The sequence below is a fragment of the Pseudomonas fakonensis genome (genome assembly GCF_019139895.1).
GTDB classification, from domain to species: Bacteria; Pseudomonadota; Gammaproteobacteria; order Pseudomonadales; family Pseudomonadaceae; genus Aquipseudomonas; species Aquipseudomonas fakonensis.
In genome coordinates this window covers 856624-874580 of record NZ_CP077076.1, presented here as the reverse complement: position 1 = coordinate 874580, position 17957 = coordinate 856624, and the positions used below count along the sequence as shown (strand labels likewise).

General features: G+C 65.8%; 16 protein-coding genes. 9 read left to right on the top strand and 7 right to left on the bottom strand.

Features of this window, described 5'->3' with window-relative positions; all coding sequences use genetic code 11:
* Positions 1-5: 5 nt before the first annotated feature.
* A complete protein-coding gene (gene mrcB, locus KSS94_RS03935) occupies positions 6-2327 on the bottom strand; it encodes a penicillin-binding protein 1B (RefSeq protein ID WP_217841750.1) in 2322 nt (773 codons plus the stop codon).
* Between the two features lie 118 nt (positions 2328-2445).
* Between mrcB and KSS94_RS03930 the strand changes: the two genes are divergently transcribed.
* The 3 genes from KSS94_RS03930 (at position 2446) to KSS94_RS03920 (ending at position 4988) form a co-directional block, all read left to right on the top strand.
* Complete coding sequence (locus tag KSS94_RS03930; RefSeq protein ID WP_217841749.1) at positions 2446-4008, top strand: bifunctional aminoglycoside phosphotransferase/ATP-binding protein; 1563 nt, start codon at positions 2446-2448, stop codon at positions 4006-4008.
* Positions 4009-4107: 99 nt separating this feature from the next.
* Positions 4108-4455 carry a pentapeptide repeat-containing protein gene (locus tag KSS94_RS03925; protein WP_217841748.1) on the top strand — a complete coding sequence of 116 codons (348 nt, stop codon included), beginning with the start codon at positions 4108-4110 and terminating at the stop codon, positions 4453-4455.
* A gap of 254 nt (positions 4456-4709) precedes the next feature.
* The gene (locus KSS94_RS03920) at positions 4710-4988 is read left to right on the top strand and encodes a TfoX/Sxy family protein (RefSeq protein ID WP_217841747.1); all 279 of its coding nucleotides are present in this window, start codon (positions 4710-4712) and stop codon (positions 4986-4988) included.
* A gap of 449 nt (positions 4989-5437) precedes the next feature.
* Here the strand turns inward: KSS94_RS03920 and KSS94_RS03915 are convergent, their stop codons facing one another.
* From KSS94_RS03915 to KSS94_RS03900, 4 genes are read right to left on the bottom strand one after another with little or no spacing between them, the layout of a single operon-like run.
* Positions 5438-6316 (bottom strand): ChaN family lipoprotein, encoded by an 879-nt coding sequence (locus tag KSS94_RS03915; RefSeq protein ID WP_217843518.1) that lies wholly within the window; start codon positions 6314-6316, stop codon positions 5438-5440.
* Between the two features lie 11 nt (positions 6317-6327).
* A complete protein-coding gene (locus KSS94_RS03910; protein ID WP_217841746.1) occupies positions 6328-7095 on the bottom strand; it encodes a heme ABC transporter ATP-binding protein in 768 nt (255 codons plus the stop codon).
* Positions 7095-8078, bottom strand: coding sequence for a FecCD family ABC transporter permease (locus tag KSS94_RS03905; protein ID WP_217843517.1), 984 nt, complete (start codon positions 8076-8078; stop codon positions 7095-7097). The genes KSS94_RS03910 and KSS94_RS03905 overlap by 1 nt, the downstream gene beginning before the upstream one ends.
* Positions 8079-8128: 50 nt before the next feature.
* The gene (locus KSS94_RS03900; protein WP_217841745.1) at positions 8129-9013 is read right to left on the bottom strand and encodes a heme/hemin ABC transporter substrate-binding protein; all 885 of its coding nucleotides are present in this window, start codon (positions 9011-9013) and stop codon (positions 8129-8131) included.
* A gap of 146 nt (positions 9014-9159) precedes the next feature.
* On the opposite strand from KSS94_RS03900, the gene KSS94_RS03895 reads away from it, so the two are divergent.
* Positions 9160-9504: a Rieske (2Fe-2S) protein gene (locus KSS94_RS03895; protein ID WP_217841744.1), complete on the top strand. Its 345-nt coding sequence runs from the start codon at positions 9160-9162 to the stop codon at positions 9502-9504.
* Here KSS94_RS03895 and sfsA read toward each other — a convergent pair.
* Both sfsA and KSS94_RS03885 read right to left on the bottom strand, forming a co-directional pair.
* Positions 9467-10180 (bottom strand): DNA/RNA nuclease SfsA, encoded by a 714-nt coding sequence (gene sfsA / locus KSS94_RS03890; RefSeq protein WP_217841743.1) that lies wholly within the window; start codon positions 10178-10180, stop codon positions 9467-9469. The genes KSS94_RS03895 and sfsA overlap by 38 nt on opposite strands.
* Positions 10180-11352: a pyridoxal phosphate-dependent aminotransferase gene (locus KSS94_RS03885; protein WP_217841742.1), complete on the bottom strand. Its 1173-nt coding sequence runs from the start codon at positions 11350-11352 to the stop codon at positions 10180-10182. The genes sfsA and KSS94_RS03885 overlap by 1 nt, the downstream gene beginning before the upstream one ends.
* A gap of 213 nt (positions 11353-11565) precedes the next feature.
* Between KSS94_RS03885 and dksA the strand changes: the two genes are divergently transcribed.
* The 5 genes from dksA to KSS94_RS03860 all read left to right on the top strand — a co-directional run bounded on the left by dksA (position 11566) and on the right by KSS94_RS03860 (position 17797).
* A complete protein-coding gene (gene dksA, locus KSS94_RS03880; RefSeq protein WP_217841741.1) occupies positions 11566-12009 on the top strand; it encodes an RNA polymerase-binding protein DksA in 444 nt (147 codons plus the stop codon).
* A 90-nt stretch (positions 12010-12099) separates the two neighbouring features.
* Positions 12100-12987, top strand: coding sequence for a tRNA glutamyl-Q(34) synthetase GluQRS (gene gluQRS / locus KSS94_RS03875; RefSeq protein WP_217841740.1), 888 nt, complete (start codon positions 12100-12102; stop codon positions 12985-12987).
* Between the two features lie 221 nt (positions 12988-13208).
* Positions 13209-13385, top strand: a complete 177-nt coding sequence (locus KSS94_RS03870) for a hypothetical protein (protein WP_003250005.1) — start codon at positions 13209-13211, stop codon at positions 13383-13385.
* Positions 13369-16344 (top strand): sensor histidine kinase, encoded by a 2976-nt coding sequence (locus KSS94_RS03865; RefSeq protein WP_217841739.1) that lies wholly within the window; start codon positions 13369-13371, stop codon positions 16342-16344. The genes KSS94_RS03870 and KSS94_RS03865 overlap by 17 nt, the downstream gene beginning before the upstream one ends.
* 4 nt (positions 16345-16348) lie before the next feature.
* Positions 16349-17797 carry a sigma-54-dependent transcriptional regulator gene (locus tag KSS94_RS03860; RefSeq protein ID WP_217841738.1) on the top strand — a complete coding sequence of 483 codons (1449 nt, stop codon included), beginning with the start codon at positions 16349-16351 and terminating at the stop codon, positions 17795-17797.
* Positions 17798-17957: the final 160 nt, after the last annotated feature.

The following is a 17957-nucleotide window of genomic DNA, read 5'->3' as shown; positions in this document are numbered from 1 at the left end:
CGTGCTCAATTCATCCAGCCCTTGACCCAGTCCATGACCGATTCAGCCGGGTTCTGCTCGCCACCACAGGCAGCGCCGACGGGCGGTTCGCTGCCGCGAATATACGGCATCTGCACCGCTCCCGGACAGCTGGCGTCGGAACCCTGGCCGGTATGCGGGTCGATCCAGGCCTGCACCACGTTGTCCGGCTGCGGCATATCCAGCGGCAGCGGGTCGGCCTTCTTCATGAAGCTGGTCCACACCTGCAACGCACCGGTGGCGCCGGTGAACGGGGTCTTGCCGTTGTCGTCGCGGCCCAGCCACACCACCGCCAGCAGGTCCTGACTGAAGCCGGAGAACCAGCTGTCGCGCGAGTCGTTACTGGTACCGGTCTTGCCCGCCAAAGTCAGCGAGCTGGGCAGCACGTTGTACACCGAGCGGCCAGTACCTTCACGCATCACCCGCTGCATGGCGTTCTGCACCAGGTAGATCGAACCCGGGTCGAAGGTCTGCTGGATCTGGAACGGGTAGCGCTTGAGCGGCTCGCCTTCGGCGGTGAGCACGCTGCGGATGCCGCGCATCGGCGTGTTGAAGCCGCCGTTGGCGATGGTCTGGTACATGGTCGCCACCTGTATCGGCGACATGCCGCCAGCACCCAGCAGCATCGCCGGGAACGCCGGCCAGTCCACCTGCACGCCCAGCCGGCCGATGGTCTTGATCACGTTCGGCACGCCCACTTCCAGGCCCAGCTTGGCGGTGGACAGGTTCAGCGAGTTGGCCAGGCCCTGGTACAGGTAGATGGTGCCATGCGGGCGGCGGTCGTAGTTCTGCGGTCGCCACACCTGGCCATCGGCGCCTTTTACCGAGAACGGCTCGTCCTGCACCCAGGTGGTCAGGGTGTACTTGCTTGGTTGCTCCAGCGCGGTCAGGTACACCGACGGCTTGACCAGCGAGCCGATCGGCCGCGAAGCGTCCAGCGCCCGGTTGAAGCCGGCAAAGCCCGCCTGGCGGCTGCCGATCAGCGCCTGCACCTCGCCGGTTTCCGGGTTGGTGACCACCATCGCCGATTCCACCTCGTCAGCCCCCTTGCGCCCGGCCAGGCGCTTGAAGGTCTCGCTCATGGCGGTTTCGGCCTTCATCTGCAGGATCGGGTCGAAGCTTGTGAAGATGCGCAGGCCTTCTTCGGTCAAGTCTTCGTCGCGGTAATCCTGACGCAGCTGGCGCTTGACCAGGTCGAGGAAGGCCGGGAACGAGCTGTCGGCCAGGCTGCCGCGCTTGGTCACGCCCAGCGGCATTTTCTTCGCCGCATCGACCACTTCCTGGCTGGCCACGCCCTGCTCGGCCAACAGGTCCAGCACCAGGTTGCGGCGCTGCAACGCGCGCTCGGGGTAGCGGCGTGGGTTGTAGTAGGACGGGCCCTTGACCATGCCCACCAGCAAGGCGATCTGGTGCAGTTTCAGCTCCTGCAGCGGCTGGCTGAAGAAGAACTGGCTGGCAAGACCGAAGCCGTGCACCGCACGCTGGCCGTCCTGGCCGACGAACACCTCGTTGAGGTAGGCCTCGAGAATGTCACGCTTGTCGTAGTGAACCTCCAGCAGCACCGCCATCATCGCCTCGGTCAGCTTGCGGCTGAGGCTACGCTCGTTGGTGAGGAAGAAGTTCTTAACCAGCTGTTGTGTCAGGGTACTGCCGCCCTGGCGCATGGCACCCGACGAGGTGTTGACCCAGATCGCCCGGGCGATCGACTTGGGCGACACGCCGAAGTGGCTGTAGAAGTCGCGGTCTTCGGTGGCGATCAGGGTTTCCAGCAGGTACGGCGGCACCTGGTCGATCTTGATCAGGATCCGGTCTTCGAGGTTCTTCGGGTAGATGCCGCCGATCATCAGCGGCTCCAGGCGCACCACGTCGAGCTTGCCGCCGTTGGCGCCATTGAGCCCGGCCACATAGTCGCCCGAGAAGCGCACGCGCACGAACTGCGCCGGCTCCATGCCCTCGTAGAACTGGAAGCCACGGGTGTTGATGTCGATGGTGTTGCCGTTGACCGACGCCGCACCCGGCCCGTTGGCCGCGCTTTCCCGGCGGTAGCCGAGGGCATCGAGTTCGGTGAGGAAGTCGTTCTTGCTCAGCTTCTGGCCGACGAACAGCTCCAGCGGCCGGGCGTACACCTTGGCCGGGATGGTCCAGCGCTTGCCGGAGAACTTCTCCTGCACGGTGGCATCGAGGTAGACCGCGAAGCCGGCGATCACTACCAGGCCAACCAGGCTGAGCTTGATTGCCCAGCCCAGCCAGGCGCGGGCGCGGCCGGTCGGGCGTTGTTTGGGGGTGCGGGAATTTCGGGTACGTGTCATGGCGGCGGATTATACGCACTTTATAAAAGGGAGGCAGACGCCCCATTGGCGGTTTGCAGGGGCGGCACCATTGACCATAATGGCGCCTTCGAATTCCCTGACTCCCAAAGGAAGATCCGTGAGCCAAGCCCTGATCACCGCGTTGCAGAACCCCGCCCTTTATCCGCACCCGGTCGAAGGCTTCCAGCTCATCGAGACGCATATCTCCTGGGTGCTGCTGACCGGCGAGTACGCCTACAAGGTCAAGAAACCGATGAACTTCGGCTTCCTCGACTTCACCAGCCTCGACCAGCGCGGCCACTTCTGCCGCGAAGAACTGCGCCTGAACCAGCGCCTGACCGAAGGCCTGTACCTGGATGTACTGCCGATCACCGGCAGTGCCGACGCCCCGCAGCTCGGCGGCGAAGGCGAGGCGATCGAGTACGTGCTGAAAATGCGCCAGTTCCCCCAGGGCCAGATGCTCAACACCCTGCAGGCCAACGGCGAGCTGAACGCCGGCCACATCGACCAGATGGCCCGGCAGATTGCCGAATTCCACCTGCAGGCGCCCAAAGTGCCGGTCGACCACCCACTGGGCACCCCGGACGCGGTCATGGCCCCGGTAGAGCAAAACTTCGAGCAGATTCGCCCGTTCCTCACCGACAAGGCCGACCTGCAGCAGCTGGACAACCTGCAGGCCTGGGCCCAGGACAGCTTCAAGCGCCTGCACGGCCTGCTCGAAGCGCGCAAGGCCAATGGTTTCATTCGCGAATGCCACGGTGACATCCACCTGGGCAACGCCACCCTGATCGACGGCAAGGTGGTGATCTTCGACTGCATCGAGTTCAACGAACCGTTCCGCCTGACCGACGTCTACGCCGACGTCGGCTTCCTCGCCATGGACCTCGAAGACCGCGGCCTCAAGTGCCTGTCGCGGCGCTTCATCAGCCAGTACCTGGAGCTCACCGGCGACTATCAAGGTTTGGAGCTGCTGAACTTCTACAAGGCTTACCGCGCTCTGGTGCGGGCCAAGGTCGCCCTGTTCAGCATGCCGGCCGACGCCGACGGCGTGCAGCGCGCCACCACCCTGCGCACCTACCGCAACTACGCCAACCTGGCCGAAAGCTACAGCGCCATCCCGTCGCGCCTGCTGGCCGTCACCCACGGTGTTTCGGCAGTGGGCAAGAGCCACGTGGCCATGCGCCTGGTCGAAGCCCTGGGCGCCGTGCGTGTGCGTTCGGACGTGGAGCGCAAGCGCCTGTTCGGCGAGCAGCAGCAAGCCGACGCCGGCCAGTTGCAAGCCGGTATCTACGATGCTGATGCCAGCGCCGCCACCTACCAGCGCCTGCACGAGCTGGCCGCCACCGTTCTGCGCGCCGGCTTCCCGGTGGTGCTCGATGCCACCTACCTCAAGGCTGAACAGCGCCAGGCTGCGGCAACTGTCGCCAGCGAAACCGGCGTGCCGTTCCTGATCCTCGACTGCCATGCCCCGGAGGCAGTGATCGCCAGCTGGCTGGAACAGCGCCAGGCCGAGAACGACGACCCGTCGGACGCCACCCTCGAGGTGGTCAAGGCGCAACAGGCCAGCCGCGAGGCACTGAGTGCCGACGAGCTCAAGCAAAGCACCCGCGTCGACACCCAGGCCGCCAGCAGCATGGACCAGGTGATCGAGCAGATCCGCCAGCGCCTGCCCGGGCTGTAACCTGCCAGGCGTGAAGCAGTCGACAGTTCACGCCTGAAGTCAGGCGCCTCCCACGTGATGGCATTACAGTATCATCACGACCCACAAGGAGGCGCCGCCATGAACCAACCCCGTCAGCTGGACAACGTGCTGTTTACCCTGGTTCGCGACGAGAAAATCGCCGAGTTCAACCGGGTCAAGGCCGCGCATCCCTCAATCGATTTTCGTGGCGGCGACTTCCGTGGCCTCGACCTGCGCGAGCTGGACGTGAAGGGCATCGACTTTAGTGATGCGTACTTTCGCGCCGCCGACCTGCGCGGGCTCGACCTGCGCGAGAACGGCCTGGAAGGCGCAAGCCTTGCCCATGCGCAGATCTCCGGCACCTACTTCCCCGCAGAGCTGAGTGCCGATGAAATCCTGATGTCGGTGAAATACGGTACCCGCATGCGCTACCGCACCGTGCGCTGAGGCTCTACCAGCCCCATCGCCGGCAAGCCGGCTCCTACAGGGTAATGCGATCGTCTGTAGGAGCCGGCTTGCCGGCGATAGGGCCGGTACAGCCAGCACAAGACCGTTGCGCATTGCCCCCAACCCAAGCAAACCAACCCCTCCGGTCGGCCCCGCTGGCAAAAGGCCGCGCATTCCCCAACCCCCGCTACACTCCTTCCTGACCTGCTCGCGATTTATCCCCATGACCCGTTCAGCCATCGCAAGGAGGCTCGATGAACGATGAATTGCAGCACCTGAAAAACCTTGGCAAGACCTCCGCGCAATGGCTGCACGCCGTGGGTATCCACAGTGCATCGGACCTTCGCCGCCTGGGCGCGGTGGGGGCGTACCAGGCTGTGAGAACGCGAGGCTTCCGGGCTTCAAAGGTGTTGTTGTACGCCATCGAAGGCGCCCTGCTGGACATGCACTGGAACGACCTGCCAGCCGAACGCAAGCAGGCGCTCAACCAGCAACTGGATGCAAAGTGCCCTGCAGCACGGGCCGAAAAATAATTTCGCAAAAGCCATTGACTGGGAAATGAGAATCGTTATGATTATCACAACTGGTCGCGAGACTGGTTGGATAAACTGAAAGCCCCTGGTTCGGACTCTCAGATTATCTCCTCATCAGGCTAATCACGGTTATTGACCCGCCAATTTGGCGGGTCTTTTTTTTGCCTGTACCAACCCTGTCGCCGGCAAGCCGCCTCACATAGAACAAACTACAACTCATTGATTTAACGCGCTCCTTGTGGGAAGCGGCCTTGCCGGGGCGCCGTCCGGTCGAGATGGGCTGCGAAGCGGCCCCAAGGCCTAGGCCTCATGCAAAATTGCCGGGGCTGCTGCGCAGCCCATCGCGACACTAGGCCGCTTCCCACAGGGGCCGCGGTGCATCTGCGAGACTAGTTCTCTGCGCAACAGCGCAGCCCGAAGGACCTGGCAATCTCCCACAGGCGATGGCGTCAGTGCCCCCTGCGCAACTGCGCGCAGTAATCCTGCTCAGGCAACGCCGCGGTGTACCAAGCGAAGTCAGCCTCCCCCGGCTCCACCTCCTCCCCCACTTCGGCCAACAGCACCACCAGGCTCTGCCCCTTGGCCCCCAGGTCTGCCAGGTGCAACGGCACCCCCAGGTCCTTGCGCACGTGATAACTGCCGGCAAACAACAGCGCAGGCTGCGGCGCTGCCAGCAAACGCTCGGCAATACGCCGGTCACGCAGCTGTTGCACAGCCAGCATCGCCGGCAGTTGGCTTTCGGGCAGCAGGTTGCAATGCCCGGCGCGCACCTGCTCGCGCAACTCATCCAGCACGGCAGGCGCGTTGGAGCGTTCACCCGGTGGGCTCACAGGGTGGCGGTAAGCATCACGCATTTCGCCGGGCAACAGGTTCGCAGCCAGCAGCGGGTAAGGCTGCGCCAGCGCATGGCGCACGATCGGCCCATACAGCGACCAGTCCCAGCCATCCTGCCAGGCCAGCGCCTTGGGTAAATCCGCCGGTAACGGCGCCTTGAGCCCATCCACCAAAGCCTGCTGTTCGGGCTGCAGCATCTCCAGCAACAGGCTGCCTTGCGGCCGGCGGCTCTCCAGCGCGCGCAGCAGCCAAAGCTGCAGCGCATGGTGATCGGGGTTGTCGTGCTTCTCGCCCACCAGCACCCGCGGTGCATCGGCCAGGCGCTGCACCAGTTGCTCCGGCGCCAGCACCTGCCCAGTAGTCAGGTCGACTATCTGCCCGAGTTGCGCATGGGCGCGCCCTTCACTGGCTTGCCAGGCCGGCAATGGGGCGAGGCTGGCGTGGCAACCGGCCAATGCCAGGCTTATCGGCAGACACAACAGCAAGTGGCGGATCATGCGGGCTCCTAGCGGGTGATGATCAGCGGGTGGCCACGCTCCGGGTGCGGCTGCACCAGCACCTCGATGCCGAACACCGCTTTGAGCGCCGTCGGCGTCAGTACCTGCTGCGGCGTGCCCAGTGCATAGCAGCGGCCCTGCTCCAGCAGCAGGATATGGTCACAGTATCGCGCCGCCAGGTTGAGGTCATGCAGGATCACCAGCACCGCCGCGCCGCGGTCGGCAAAACTGCGCACCGCCTGCAGGGTGGTGTGCTGGTGCAACGGGTCGAGCGCCGAAGTGGGCTCGTCGAGCAGCAGCGTGGTGCCAGGCTCGCCCGGCCACAGCTGGGCCAGCACCCGTGCCAGGTGCACGCGCTGGCGCTCACCCCCGGACAACGCCAGGTAGCTGCGCTCGACCAGGTGCAAGGCATCGGCCGCCTGCAGCGCCGCCGTGACGATTTCGTGGTCACGCTCGCGGCCACTGGCATGGGGCAGCCGGCCCATGCCCACCACTTCGGCCACGCTGAACGAGAAACCCAGGGTCGACACCTGCGGCAATACCGCCAGGCGCCGGGCCCGCTCCTGCCCGGGCCAGTCGCCCAGGGCGCGGCCATCCAGGTGCACGCGCCCGGCACTCGGCGCCAGCTCGCCACACAGCGCCGCCAAAAGGCTGCTCTTGCCGGCGCCATTAGGCCCGAGCACACCCAGCACCTGCCCCGGCTGCAAGCGCAGGTGGATATCGTGCAGCACCTCGGTGTTGCCCCGGGTCAGCGAGAGCCCTTCGACATCGAGCATCAGTTGCGCCCCCGCACCAGCAAAAACAGGAAGAACGGCGCGCCGATGAACGCCGTGACAATACCGATCGGCAGCTCGGCCGGCGCCAGCGCCAGGCGCGCGATCAGGTCGGCGAACAGCAATAGCGCGCCCCCCGCCAGCAACGAGCCCGGCAACAATACCCGGTGGTCGGGCCCGGCCAGCAAACGCACCAGGTGCGGCACCACCAAACCGATGAAGCCGATCAGCCCGGCCGCCGCCACCGCAGCCCCCACCCCCAGCGCCGTGCAGAACACCAGCTCGCGCTTGAGCGCCTCCACATCGACGCCCAGGTGGCGCGCCTCCGACTCGCCCAGCAGCAGCGCATTGAGCGCCTGCGCCCGGCGTGGCAACCACAGGGCCACCGCCGCCGCCACCAGCAGCAACGGCCACAACCGCTCGTAACTGGCGCCATTGAGGCTGCCCAGGTTCCAGAAGGTCAGGGTGCGCAAGGTCGCGTCATCGGCCAGATAAGTGAACAAGCCCACTGCCGAGCCGCCCAGCGCGGTCATGGCAATACCAGCCAGCAGCATGGTGGCGACGTTGGTCTGCCCGTCACGCCGCCCCAGCCGATAAACCATCGCCGTCACCCCCAGCCCGCCAATGAAGGCGCACAGCGACAGCAGGTACGGCGCGAACCATTCAGGCATGCCGCCCAGCCAGCTACCGCCGACAATCGCCACCGCCGCACCCAGCGCGGCGCCACTGGCCACGCCGACCAGGCCGGGGTCGGCCAGCGGGTTGCGGAACAACCCCTGCATGGCCACCCCCGACAGCGCCAGCACCGCGCCCACCGCCAACCCCAGCAGGGTGCGTGGCAGGCGAATCTGGCCAAGGATCATCTCGGCCTGCTCAAGGCCTTCACCCGCCAGCGGCACGCCCAGCAGGCGCAAGCCCGCGCGCAGCGTGTCGATCAGCGGCAGGCTGACCGGCCCCAGCGCCAGCGACAGCCACACCGCCAGCAGGCACAGCAGCCCCAGCCCGATAAACAGCGTGCGCGGCCGGACCCGTGGCCTCATGGGTTGAGGCTGGCCTTGGCGGCCGGGTAGAAGCTGGCCGCCAGCTCATGCAAGGTGGCTGGCAGGCGCGGGCCCAGGCCGCCTACCAGCAGGGTCGGGTCGAGGGACACCAGGCGCTTTTCGCGCACCGCGCGCGAGCCCGCCAGTGCCGGGTTTTCCTTGATCAGCGCCTGCAAGGCCTGCTCGCCGCTCAGCGCCCGGTCAGAGAACACCACCACGTCCGGGTCCAGCGCGGCCAGCGCCTCCACCGAGAAATTCTTGTAACCCTGGTGCTCAGCCAGGTTACGCCCACCGGCCTGGCGCAGCACCCAGTCACCCGAGGTGCCCTGCCCCGCGATCAGCGGCTTGGCCCCGGCATGCCCGACCAGCAGCAACACCCCCGGCGCCTTCTGTCCGGCCTGGGCCTGCTTGATCTGGCCTTGCAGCGCCGCCAGCTGGTGGCGGTAGTCGGCGGCCAGTTCAGCGGCTTTCTGTTCACTGCCCAGCAACGCGCCCAACTGCTTGAGGTTAGCGTCCACCGCACCCAGTTCGGCCTTGCTGGAGAACAGCTCAACCTGCACCCCGGCCTTGCGGATCTGCGCCAGCACCGGTGGCGGGCCCATTTCATCGGTGCCCACCAGCACATCCGGGCGCAGGCTCAGAATGCCCTCGGCCGACAACTGGCGCTGGTAACCGATACTCGGCAGCGCCTTGAGTGTTTCGGGGTGCTGGCTGGTGGTATCAACCCCCACCAGTCGCTGCTCGCCCCCCAGCGCGCTGATCCATTCGCTGAGGGCGCCACCGGCGCTGACCCAACGCTGCGGCAGTTCTGCAGCCAGGGTGTGGGATGACAACAGCAGGCCTGCGCACAGGGCAATCAGGGCAGAAGGGCGGCGCATCACGGGATTCCTTTGCAGAAGAGCGGGGCCGCACGCCTTGTGGCGCTCGGCAGAACTGCGCACCATAGCCAGCCTGGCGCGGCGAATGCGGGCAATTTGATAATTGTTCGCATTGAAGCGTCAAGTCACCCACCATTAAGATGGCTTAAATGCACTACCTCTGCCCCAGCGCCGCCCTTGCCGAAGGCCATAGCCGCGCGTTCAAGGTTGCCGACCTGCAACTGTTCGGCATCCGCCGCCACGGCACCGTCTACCTGTACCGCAACCGCTGCCCGCACCGCGGCATCGGCCTGAACTGGAACGCCGACAGTTTTCTCGACGACAGCGGCACGCTGATCCAGTGCGCGCACCACGGCGCGCAGTTCATCATCGACAGCGGCGAATGCATCACCGGCCCCTGTGCCGGCGATTGGCTCGAAGCCCTGGATTGCCTGGAAGACAGCCAGGGCATCTGGCTCAACGCCCCAGCAGCACCGGCAACGGGCGATCGATGACAATGCGCTCGGCATCCAGCCGCGCGCCATAGGCCAATACCTCGACCCCATCGGCCACCGCTGCGCGCAGGGCGTGGGCATAGGCCGCGTCGATCTCCTCGGCCGGGCGCACCGCCTCGATACCAGTCAGGTTCACGCAGTACAGCTGCACCGCACGAATGCCCTGGCGCGCCAGCGCCGCCAGCTCGCGCAGGTGCTTGGCGCCGCGCTGGGTCACCGCGTCGGGGAAGGCCGCCACGTGAGTGTCGGGGTAACCCAGGGTGACGCTCTTGACCTCGACATACGCGGGGCCTGTGGCGAACTCCAGGTAGAAGTCGATGCGGCTGCGCTCCTCGCCGTAGGCCACTTCACGGCGCAGTGCGGTAAAACCGGCAAGCTCGCTGATGACCCCGGCGCGCAAGGCCTCTTCCACCAGCGGGTTGGCCCGCCCGGTGTTGACGCAAGCCAGCCGCCCCTGGGGCGTTTCGCTGATTTCCCAGGTGCCCGGCAGCTTGCGCTTGGGGTCGTTGGAGCGGCTGAACCACACCTGCCCGCCCTCGCGCATGCAGTTGAGCATGGAGCCGGTGTTGGGGCAGTGAATGGTCAGCTGCTCGCCATTGGGCAGTTCGATGTCGGCCAGAAAGCGCTTGTAGCGGCGCAGCAGACGCGCCTGTTCCAGTGCAGGTAAGAACTCCATCAGCCTTGCCAGCTCCGCAGGCCACGGGCAATGCGCTGCACCGCCTCTTCCAGGCGCGGCAGGCTCTGGGTGTAAGCGAAGCGCACATGGTGGCCGGCCTGGTGGCGGCCGAAGTCCAGGCCCGGGGTGAAAGCCAGGTGCTCGGTTTCGAGGAAATGCCGGCAGAACGCGAAGGCATCACCGCCGAATGCGCTGATATCGGCATATAGATAGAAGGCCCCCTGGGGCTCAACGGCGATGCCGAAGCCCAATTCGCGCAGGGCCGGCAGCAAATAGTCGCGCCGACGCGCAAACTCGCCGCGGCGCTCTTCCAGAATGGCCAGGGTGTCGGGCTCGAAGCACGCCAGCGCAGCATGCTGGGCCATGCTCGGGGCACTGATGTAGAGGTTCTGCGCCAGCTTCTCCAGGTCAGCCACCGCCGAGGGCGGTGCGATCAGCCAGCCCAGGCGCCAGCCGGTCATGCCGAAATACTTTGAAAAACTGTTGAGCACAAACGCCTGGTCGTCCACTTCCAGCACGCTGGGGGCGTCCATGCCGTAGGTCAGGCCATGGTAGATCTCGTCCACCACCAGGTGGCCATGGTGCGCGCGGGTGGCCTTGGACAGGCTGGCCAGCTCGTCGCGGTCGAGCACCGTGCCGGTGGGGTTGGCCGGCGACGCCACCAGGGCGCCTACGGTGTCCTTGTCCCAATAACGCTCTACCAGGTCAGCAGTAAGCTGGTAGTTCACCTCCGGGCCCACCGGCACCAACTGCGCACCACCCTCCACCAACCGCAGGAAGTGGCGGTTGCACGGGTAGCCCGGGTCGGCCAGCAGCCAGTGCTTGCCCGGGTCTACCAGCAGGCTGCTGGCCAGCAGCAGTGCGCCGGAGCCGCCCGGGGTGACCAGCACCCGCTCCGGGTCCAGGTCGACGCCGTAGCGCTGGCCATAGAAGCCGGCAATCGCTTCGCGCAACTGCGGCAGGCCGCGCGCAGCCGTATAGCGGGTGTGCCCGTTGGCCAGCGCGGCCTGGCCGGCGGCGACGATGGGCGCTGCGGTGGTGAAGTCCGGCTCGCCGATCTCGAGGTGGATCACGTCGTGGCCGGCGGCCTGCAGTTCGTTGGCACGGGCCAGCAGGGCCATGACGTGGAAGGGTTCGATGGCGCGACTGCGCGCACTGTGTGGCTGAGCCATGGGCCTTCTCTCAATTGGGTCTAGACTGGTGATTCTACCCGCGCACGTCAGCGAACGCGCCGCCGCTGTCGCTGTCAATAGCAGGCACAGAGCGGGGTAGCGCACCCCGGATCTATCTGGTAAGTTCGGCGGCTCGCAGTCGCAGGGCCGGCGGGCGCCGGAGATGGAAACAAGCCTGCGCATTGGATCAGATGAGTGAGAGGCGGTCTATTCATGTCCACCGTAGAAAAGCAAAAAGCCCAGACCATGTACGGTGTCGAACCCTACGTCGAGACCAAGGGCGAAGAATACATGGGCGAGCCCATGAAAAAGCACTTCACCAAGCTGCTCAACGCCTGGAAAGGCGAGCTGATGGTGAGTGTGGACCGTACCGTGGACCACATGAAGGATGAGGCAGCCAACTTCCCCGACCCGGCCGACCGTGCCAGCCAGGAAGAAGAATTCGCCCTTGAGCTGCGCAACCGCGATCGCGAGCGCAAGCTGATCAAGAAGATCGACAAGACCCTCGACAAGATCAAGGCCGACGAGTACGGCTGGTGCGACTCCTGCGGCATCGAGATCGGCCTGCGCCGCCTCGAGGCCCGCCCTACCGCCGACCTGTGCTTCGACTGCAAGGAAATCGCGGAGAAAAAGGAAAAGACCGTCGGCAAAGGCTGACCTCTGATCCCGTAAAGACGGGGCGTATTGATTGCGGGTGCAAGCCTGCAAGCGGTACGCCCCGTTTTCATTTATACAGCGGTGCAAGCCATGACCGACCCTCGCTACATCGGGCGCTTCGCCCCCACCCCCAGCGGCTTTTTGCACTTCGGTTCGCTGGTCGCCGCCCTCGCCTCCTGGCTGGATGCCCGCGCCGTCGATGGCCGCTGGCTGCTGCGCATGGAAGACACCGACCCACCGCGGGAAATGCCCGGCGCCCGCGACGCCATCCTGCAGACGTTGGAGCGCTACGGCCTGGAATGGGACGGCGAAGTGGTGTTCCAAAGCCAGCGCCACCACGCCTACGCCGAGGTGGTCGAGCGCCTGTTCAACATGGGCCTGGCCTATGCCTGCACCTGTTCGCGCAAGCAACTGGAAGGCTACGACGGTGTCTACCCCGGGCTGTGCCGCAACGCCGGCCACGCCCGCGAAGGCGCGGCGATCCGTCTGCGCGTGCCGGAGCTCTTGTACCGCTTCGACGACCGCGTGCAGGGCCGCTTCGAGCAGCACCTGGGCCGCGAGATAGGCGACTTCGTCATCCAGCGCCGCGACGGGTTGTACGCCTACCAGCTGGCGGTGGTGCTGGACGACGCCTGGCAAGGGGTGACTGACATCGTGCGTGGCGCCGACCTGCTGGACAACACCCCGCGCCAGCTGTACCTGCAGGAGTTACTGGGGTTTGCCCAGCCGCGCTATTTGCACATCCCGCTGATCGTGCAACCGGACGGGCACAAGCTGGGCAAATCGTACCGTTCGCCGCCGCTCGAGGTCGACCAGGCGACGCCGCTGTTGCTGCGGGCGTTGCGGGCGCTGGGGCAGGAGGCGCCGCTGGAACTGCAGGGGGCCAGCCCTGCCGAGGTACTGGCGGTGGCCAGGCAACAATGGCGGCCAGAGCGAATTGCACGGCAAATGAGCGTGCCAGAGGTCGAGCTGCGCTGATGCCTGCAGTGGCCCTATCGCCGGCAAGCCGGCTCCCACAGGGTTTTGCGCCGTCTGTAGGAGCCGGCTTGCCGGCGATAGGGCCATCGCAGGTAAAACCAGACGCAAAAGCCCAACAAATTCAACCCCTTGGCTAAGCCCCCCAATTCCGGCTACCCTCGCCCCAGCCATTTGCGCCAATAATAAGTCCAAGCCCGCAGCGCCCACTCATCGAGGCCAGCATGTACATCTATCGTTTGGTCCTGCTTCTGGTCGTGGGGATCTACCTGTTCTCCCCGGCCATCATGGACTGGTGGATCGAACCGACCGGTGCCTGGTACCGCCCCTACCTGCTCTGGCTGATCCTGATCGTCGTCACCTTCATCCTGCAGAGCCAACGAGATGCCGATGAGCTTTAGCCTGACCCAGATGATCCTGATCAGCGCCGCCTACCTGCTGGTGCTGTTCGGCGTGGCCTGGGTCAGCGAACGCGGGCTGATCCCGCGCGCGGTCATCCGCCACCCGCTGACCTACACCCTGTCGCTGGGCGTCTACGCCAGTGCCTGGGCCTTCTACGGTTCGGTCGGCCTGGCCTACCAGTATGGTTATGGCTTCCTCGCCTGCTACCTGGGTGTGTCGGGGGCCTTCCTGCTGGCACCGGTGCTGCTGTATCCGATTCTCAAGATCACCCGCACCTACCAGCTGTCGTCGCTGGCCGACCTGCTGGCGTTCCGCTTTCGCAGCACCTGGGCCGGCGCGCTGACCACCATCTTCATGTTGATCGGCGTACTGCCGTTGCTGGCCCTGCAAATTCAGGCGGTGGCCGACTCCATCAGCATCCTCACAGGCGAACCGGTGAAAGCGCGCGTGGCGTTCGCCTTTTGCGCGCTGATCATCCTGTTCACCATTTTCTTCGGCTCGCGCCATATCGCCACCCGCGAAAAACACGAAGGCCTGGTGTTCGCCATCGCCTTCGAGTCGGTGATCAAGCTGCTGGCCCTGGGCGGCATCGGCCTGTATGCACTGTACGGCGTGTTCGGCGGCCCCCACGAGCTGGAGGTGTGGCTGCTGCAGAACCAGACCGCCCTGGCCGCCCTGCACACACCCTTGCAGGAAGGCCCGTGGCGCACCTTGCTGCTGGTGTTCTTCGCCTCGGCGATCGTCATGCCGCACATGTACCACATGGCCTTCACCGAAAACCTCAGCCCACGCTCGCTGGTCAGCGCCAGCTGGGGCCTGCCGTTGTTCCTGCTGCTGATGAGCCTGGCGGTGCCGCTGGTGCTGTGGGCCGGCCTGCGCCTGGGCGCCAGCACCAACCCGGAATACTTCACCCTGGGGCTGGGCATCGCCGCCAACAACCAGGCCCTGGCATTGCTGGCCTACGTCGGCGGGCTGTCGGCGGCCAGCGGGCTGATCATCGTCACCACCCTGGCGCTGTCGGGCATGGCCCTGAACCACCTGGTGCTGCCGCTGTACCAGCCGCCGGCCGAGGGCAACATCTACCGCTGGCTGAAGTGGACCCGCCGGGCGCTGATCGTCGCCATCATTACCGCAGGCTTTGTCTTCTACCTTACCCAGAACAACCACCAGAGCCTGGCCAACCTGGGCATCGTCGCCTTCGTCGCCACCCTGCAGTTCCTGCCCGGGGTGCTCTCGGTGCTGTACTGGCCGACCGCCAACCGCCGCGGCTTCATCGCGGGCCTTCTGGCCGGCATGCTGGTGTGGATGGTGACCATGCTGCTGCCGCTGCTGGGCAACCTGCAGGGCTTCTACATTCCGCTGCTGGACATGATCTACGTACTGGACGACACCAGCTGGCACATGGCGGCCATCGGCTCGCTGGCGGCCAACGTGCTGCTGTTCACGCTGATTTCGCTGTTCACCAACGCCAGCAGCGAAGAGGCCAGCGCCGCCGAGGCCTGCGCAGTGGACAACGTGCGCCGCCCGCAACGCCGCGAGCTGCACGCCGCCTCGCCCCAGGAGTTCGCCACCCAGCTGGCCAAGCCGCTGGGCGCCAAGGCTGCGCAAAAAGAGGTGGAGCAGGCCCTGCGCGACCTCTACCTGCCGTTCGACGAGCGCCGCCCCTATGCCCTGCGCCGCCTGCGCGACCGCATCGAGGCCAACCTGTCCGGCCTGATGGGCCCAAGCGTCGCCCAGGACATGGTCGAGACCTTCCTGCCCTACAAGTCCGGCAACGAAAACTACGTCACCGAAGACATCCACTTCATCGAAAGCCGCCTCGAGGACTACCACTCGCGCCTGACCGGCCTTGCCGCCGAGCTCGACGCCCTGCGCCGCTACCACCGCCAGACCCTGCAGGAGCTACCCATGGGCGTCTGCTCGCTGGCCAAGGACCAGGAGATCCTGATGTGGAACAAGGCCATGGAGGAGCTCACCGGGATCGCCGCCAAGCATGTGGTCGGCTCGCGCCTGGTGACCATCGGCGAACCCTGGCGCGGCCTGCTGCAGGGGTTCATCGACGTCCCCGACGAACACCTGCACAAACAGCGCCTGGCCCTCGACGGCCAGCCGCGCTGGCTCAACCTGCACAAGGCGGCCATCGACGAACCCCTGGCCCCGGGCAACAGCGGCCTGGTGCTGCTGGTCGAGGACCTCACCGAAACCCAGGCCCTGGAAGACAAGCTGGTGCACTCCGAGCGCCTGGCCAGCATCGGCCGCCTGGCCGCAGGCGTGGCCCACGAGATCGGCAACCCGATTACCGGCATCGCCTGTCTTGCGCAAAACCTGCGCGAAGAACGCGAGGGCGACGGCGAGATCATCGAGCTGTCCAGCCAGATCCTCGAGCAAACCAAACGCGTGTCGCGCATCGTCCAGTCGCTGATGAGCTTCGCCCACGCCGGCGGCAGCCAGCAGAACAGCGAGGAGCCGGTGTGCCTGGCGGAGGTGGCACAGGATGCCATTGGTCTGCTGGCGTTGAACCGGCGCAATTTCGAAGTACAGTTCTTCAACCTCTGCGACCCGGACCACTGGGTCGAGGGCGACCCGCAACGCCTGGCCCAGGTGCTCATCAACCTGCTTTCCAATGCCCGCGACGCCTCGCCGCCCGGCAGCGCCGTGCGCGTGCGCAGCGATGTCAGCGAGCACACCGTCGACCTGATCGTCGAGGACGAAGGCAGCGGCATCCCGAAAAACATCATGGACCGCCTGTTCGAACCCTTCTTCACCACCAAGGACCCAGGCGAGGGAACCGGACTGGGCCTCGCGCTGGTCTATTCCATCGTGGAAGAGCATTATGGGCAAATCACCATCGACAGCCCCGCCGACATCGAACGGCAACGTGGTACCCGGATCCGCGTGACCCTGCCCCGGCATGTCGTAGCGACGTCCCCTGAAATTCGAGACCGTCGAGAGAATTGAATCAATGCCGCACATTCTGATCGTCGAAGACGAAACCATCATCCGTTCGGCCCTGCGCCGCCTGCTCGAACGGAACCAGTACCAGGTCAGCGAAGCCGGCTCGGTGCAGGAAGCCCAGGAACGCTTCAGCATTGCCACCTTCGACCTGATCGTCAGCGACCTGCGCCTGCCCGGCGCCCCGGGCACCGAGCTGATCAAGCTCGGCCAGGGCACCCCGGTGCTGATCATGACCAGCTACGCCAGCCTGCGCTCGGCGGTGGACTCGATGAAAATGGGCGCGGTGGACTACATCGCCAAGCCCTTCGACCACGACGAGATGCTCCAGGCCGTCGCGCGCATCCTGCGTGACCGGCAGAACGCGCCAGCTGCCGCTGCAGCCCCTGCCGCCGAAGCCCGCCCGGGCAACGGCAAGGCGGCCAGCGACAAGCCTGCTGCATCTGCCAACGGCGAAATAGGCATCATCGGCTCCTGCGCGCCCATGCAAGAGCTGTACGTGAAGATCCGCAAGGTCGCGCCCACCGACTCCAACGTGCTGATCCAAGGTGAGTCGGGTACCGGTAAAGAGCTGGTGGCCCGCGCCCTGCACAACCTCTCTCGCCGGGCCAAGGCACCGATGATCTCGGTGAACTGCGCGGCCATCCCGGAAACCCTGATCGAGTCCGAGCTGTTCGGCCACGAAAAGGGCGCGTTCACCGGCGCCAGCGCCGGCCGCGCCGGCCTGGTGGAAGCCGCTGACGGCGGTACGCTGTTCCTCGACGAAATCGGCGAATTGCCACTGGAAGCCCAGGCCCGCCTGCTGCGCGTGCTGCAAGAGGGCGAGATTCGCCGGGTCGGCTCGGTGCAGTCGCAAAAGGTCGATGTGCGCCTGATCGCCGCGACCCACCGAGACCTGAAAAACCTGGCCAAGGCCGGGCAGTTCCGTGAAGACCTTTACTACCGCCTGCACGTGATCGCCCTGAAGCTGCCAGCCCTGCGCGAGCGTGGCAGCGACGTCAACGAAATCGCCCATACCTTCCTCGCCCGCCAGAGCGCGCGGGTGGGGCGTGACGACCTGCATTTTTCCAGCGAAGCCGAACAAGCCATCCGCCACTACAGCTGGCCGGGCAACGTGCGCGAACTGGAAAACGCCGTGGAGCGTGCGGTGATTCTCAGCGAGAGCGCGGAAATTTCCGCCGACCTGCTGGGCATCGACATCGAGCTGGCCGACCTCGAAGACGACGACGGCCTCGACAGCCTGCCGGCACTGGTCAGCGGCGGCGCGAACAACGCCAGCCACGAGCCTACCGAGGACCTGTCGCTGGAAGACTACTTCCAGCACTTCGTGCTCGAGCACCAGGACCACATGACCGAGACCGAGCTTGCGCGCAAGCTGGGCGTCAGCCGCAAGTGCCTGTGGGAGCGCCGCCAGCGCCTGGGCATCCCGCGGCGCAAGAGCAACGCTACCAGCGAATAACCGGTCCAACGTCAGGCCCATCGCGGGGCAAGCCCGCTCCCACGCACACCTGCGTGGGAGCGGGCTTGCCCCGCGTGCGTTTGGGGGGCGGTAACAGATCAGATCCTGCAAAAATCTGTTACCTCTGCCCTGCGACGTAACAGCACACGAGGCGTACGGT

Bases quoted from the DNA above. Each gene is read 5' to 3' on its own strand.
- mrcB (WP_217841750.1), bottom strand. From the start codon at position 2,327: ATGACACGTACCCGAAATTCCCGCACCCCCAAACAACGCCCGACCGGC.
- KSS94_RS03925 (WP_217841748.1), top strand. From the start codon at position 4,108: ATGAACCAACCCCGTCAGCTGGACAACGTGCTGTTTACCCTGGTTCGC.
- KSS94_RS03920 (WP_217841747.1), top strand. From the start codon at position 4,710: ATGAACGATGAATTGCAGCACCTGAAAAACCTTGGCAAGACCTCCGCG.
- KSS94_RS03910 (WP_217841746.1), bottom strand. From the start codon at position 7,095: ATGCTCGATGTCGAAGGGCTCTCGCTGACCCGGGGCAACACCGAGGTG.
- KSS94_RS03895 (WP_217841744.1), top strand. From the start codon at position 9,160: ATGCACTACCTCTGCCCCAGCGCCGCCCTTGCCGAAGGCCATAGCCGC.
- sfsA (WP_217841743.1), bottom strand. From the start codon at position 10,180: ATGGAGTTCTTACCTGCACTGGAACAGGCGCGTCTGCTGCGCCGCTAC.
- KSS94_RS03885 (WP_217841742.1), bottom strand. From the start codon at position 11,352: ATGGCTCAGCCACACAGTGCGCGCAGTCGCGCCATCGAACCCTTCCAC.
- dksA (WP_217841741.1), top strand. From the start codon at position 11,566: ATGTCCACCGTAGAAAAGCAAAAAGCCCAGACCATGTACGGTGTCGAA.
- gluQRS (WP_217841740.1), top strand. From the start codon at position 12,100: ATGACCGACCCTCGCTACATCGGGCGCTTCGCCCCCACCCCCAGCGGC.
- KSS94_RS03870 (WP_003250005.1), top strand. From the start codon at position 13,209: ATGTACATCTATCGTTTGGTCCTGCTTCTGGTCGTGGGGATCTACCTG.
- KSS94_RS03865 (WP_217841739.1), top strand. From the start codon at position 13,369: ATGCCGATGAGCTTTAGCCTGACCCAGATGATCCTGATCAGCGCCGCC.
- KSS94_RS03860 (WP_217841738.1), top strand. From the start codon at position 16,349: ATGCCGCACATTCTGATCGTCGAAGACGAAACCATCATCCGTTCGGCC.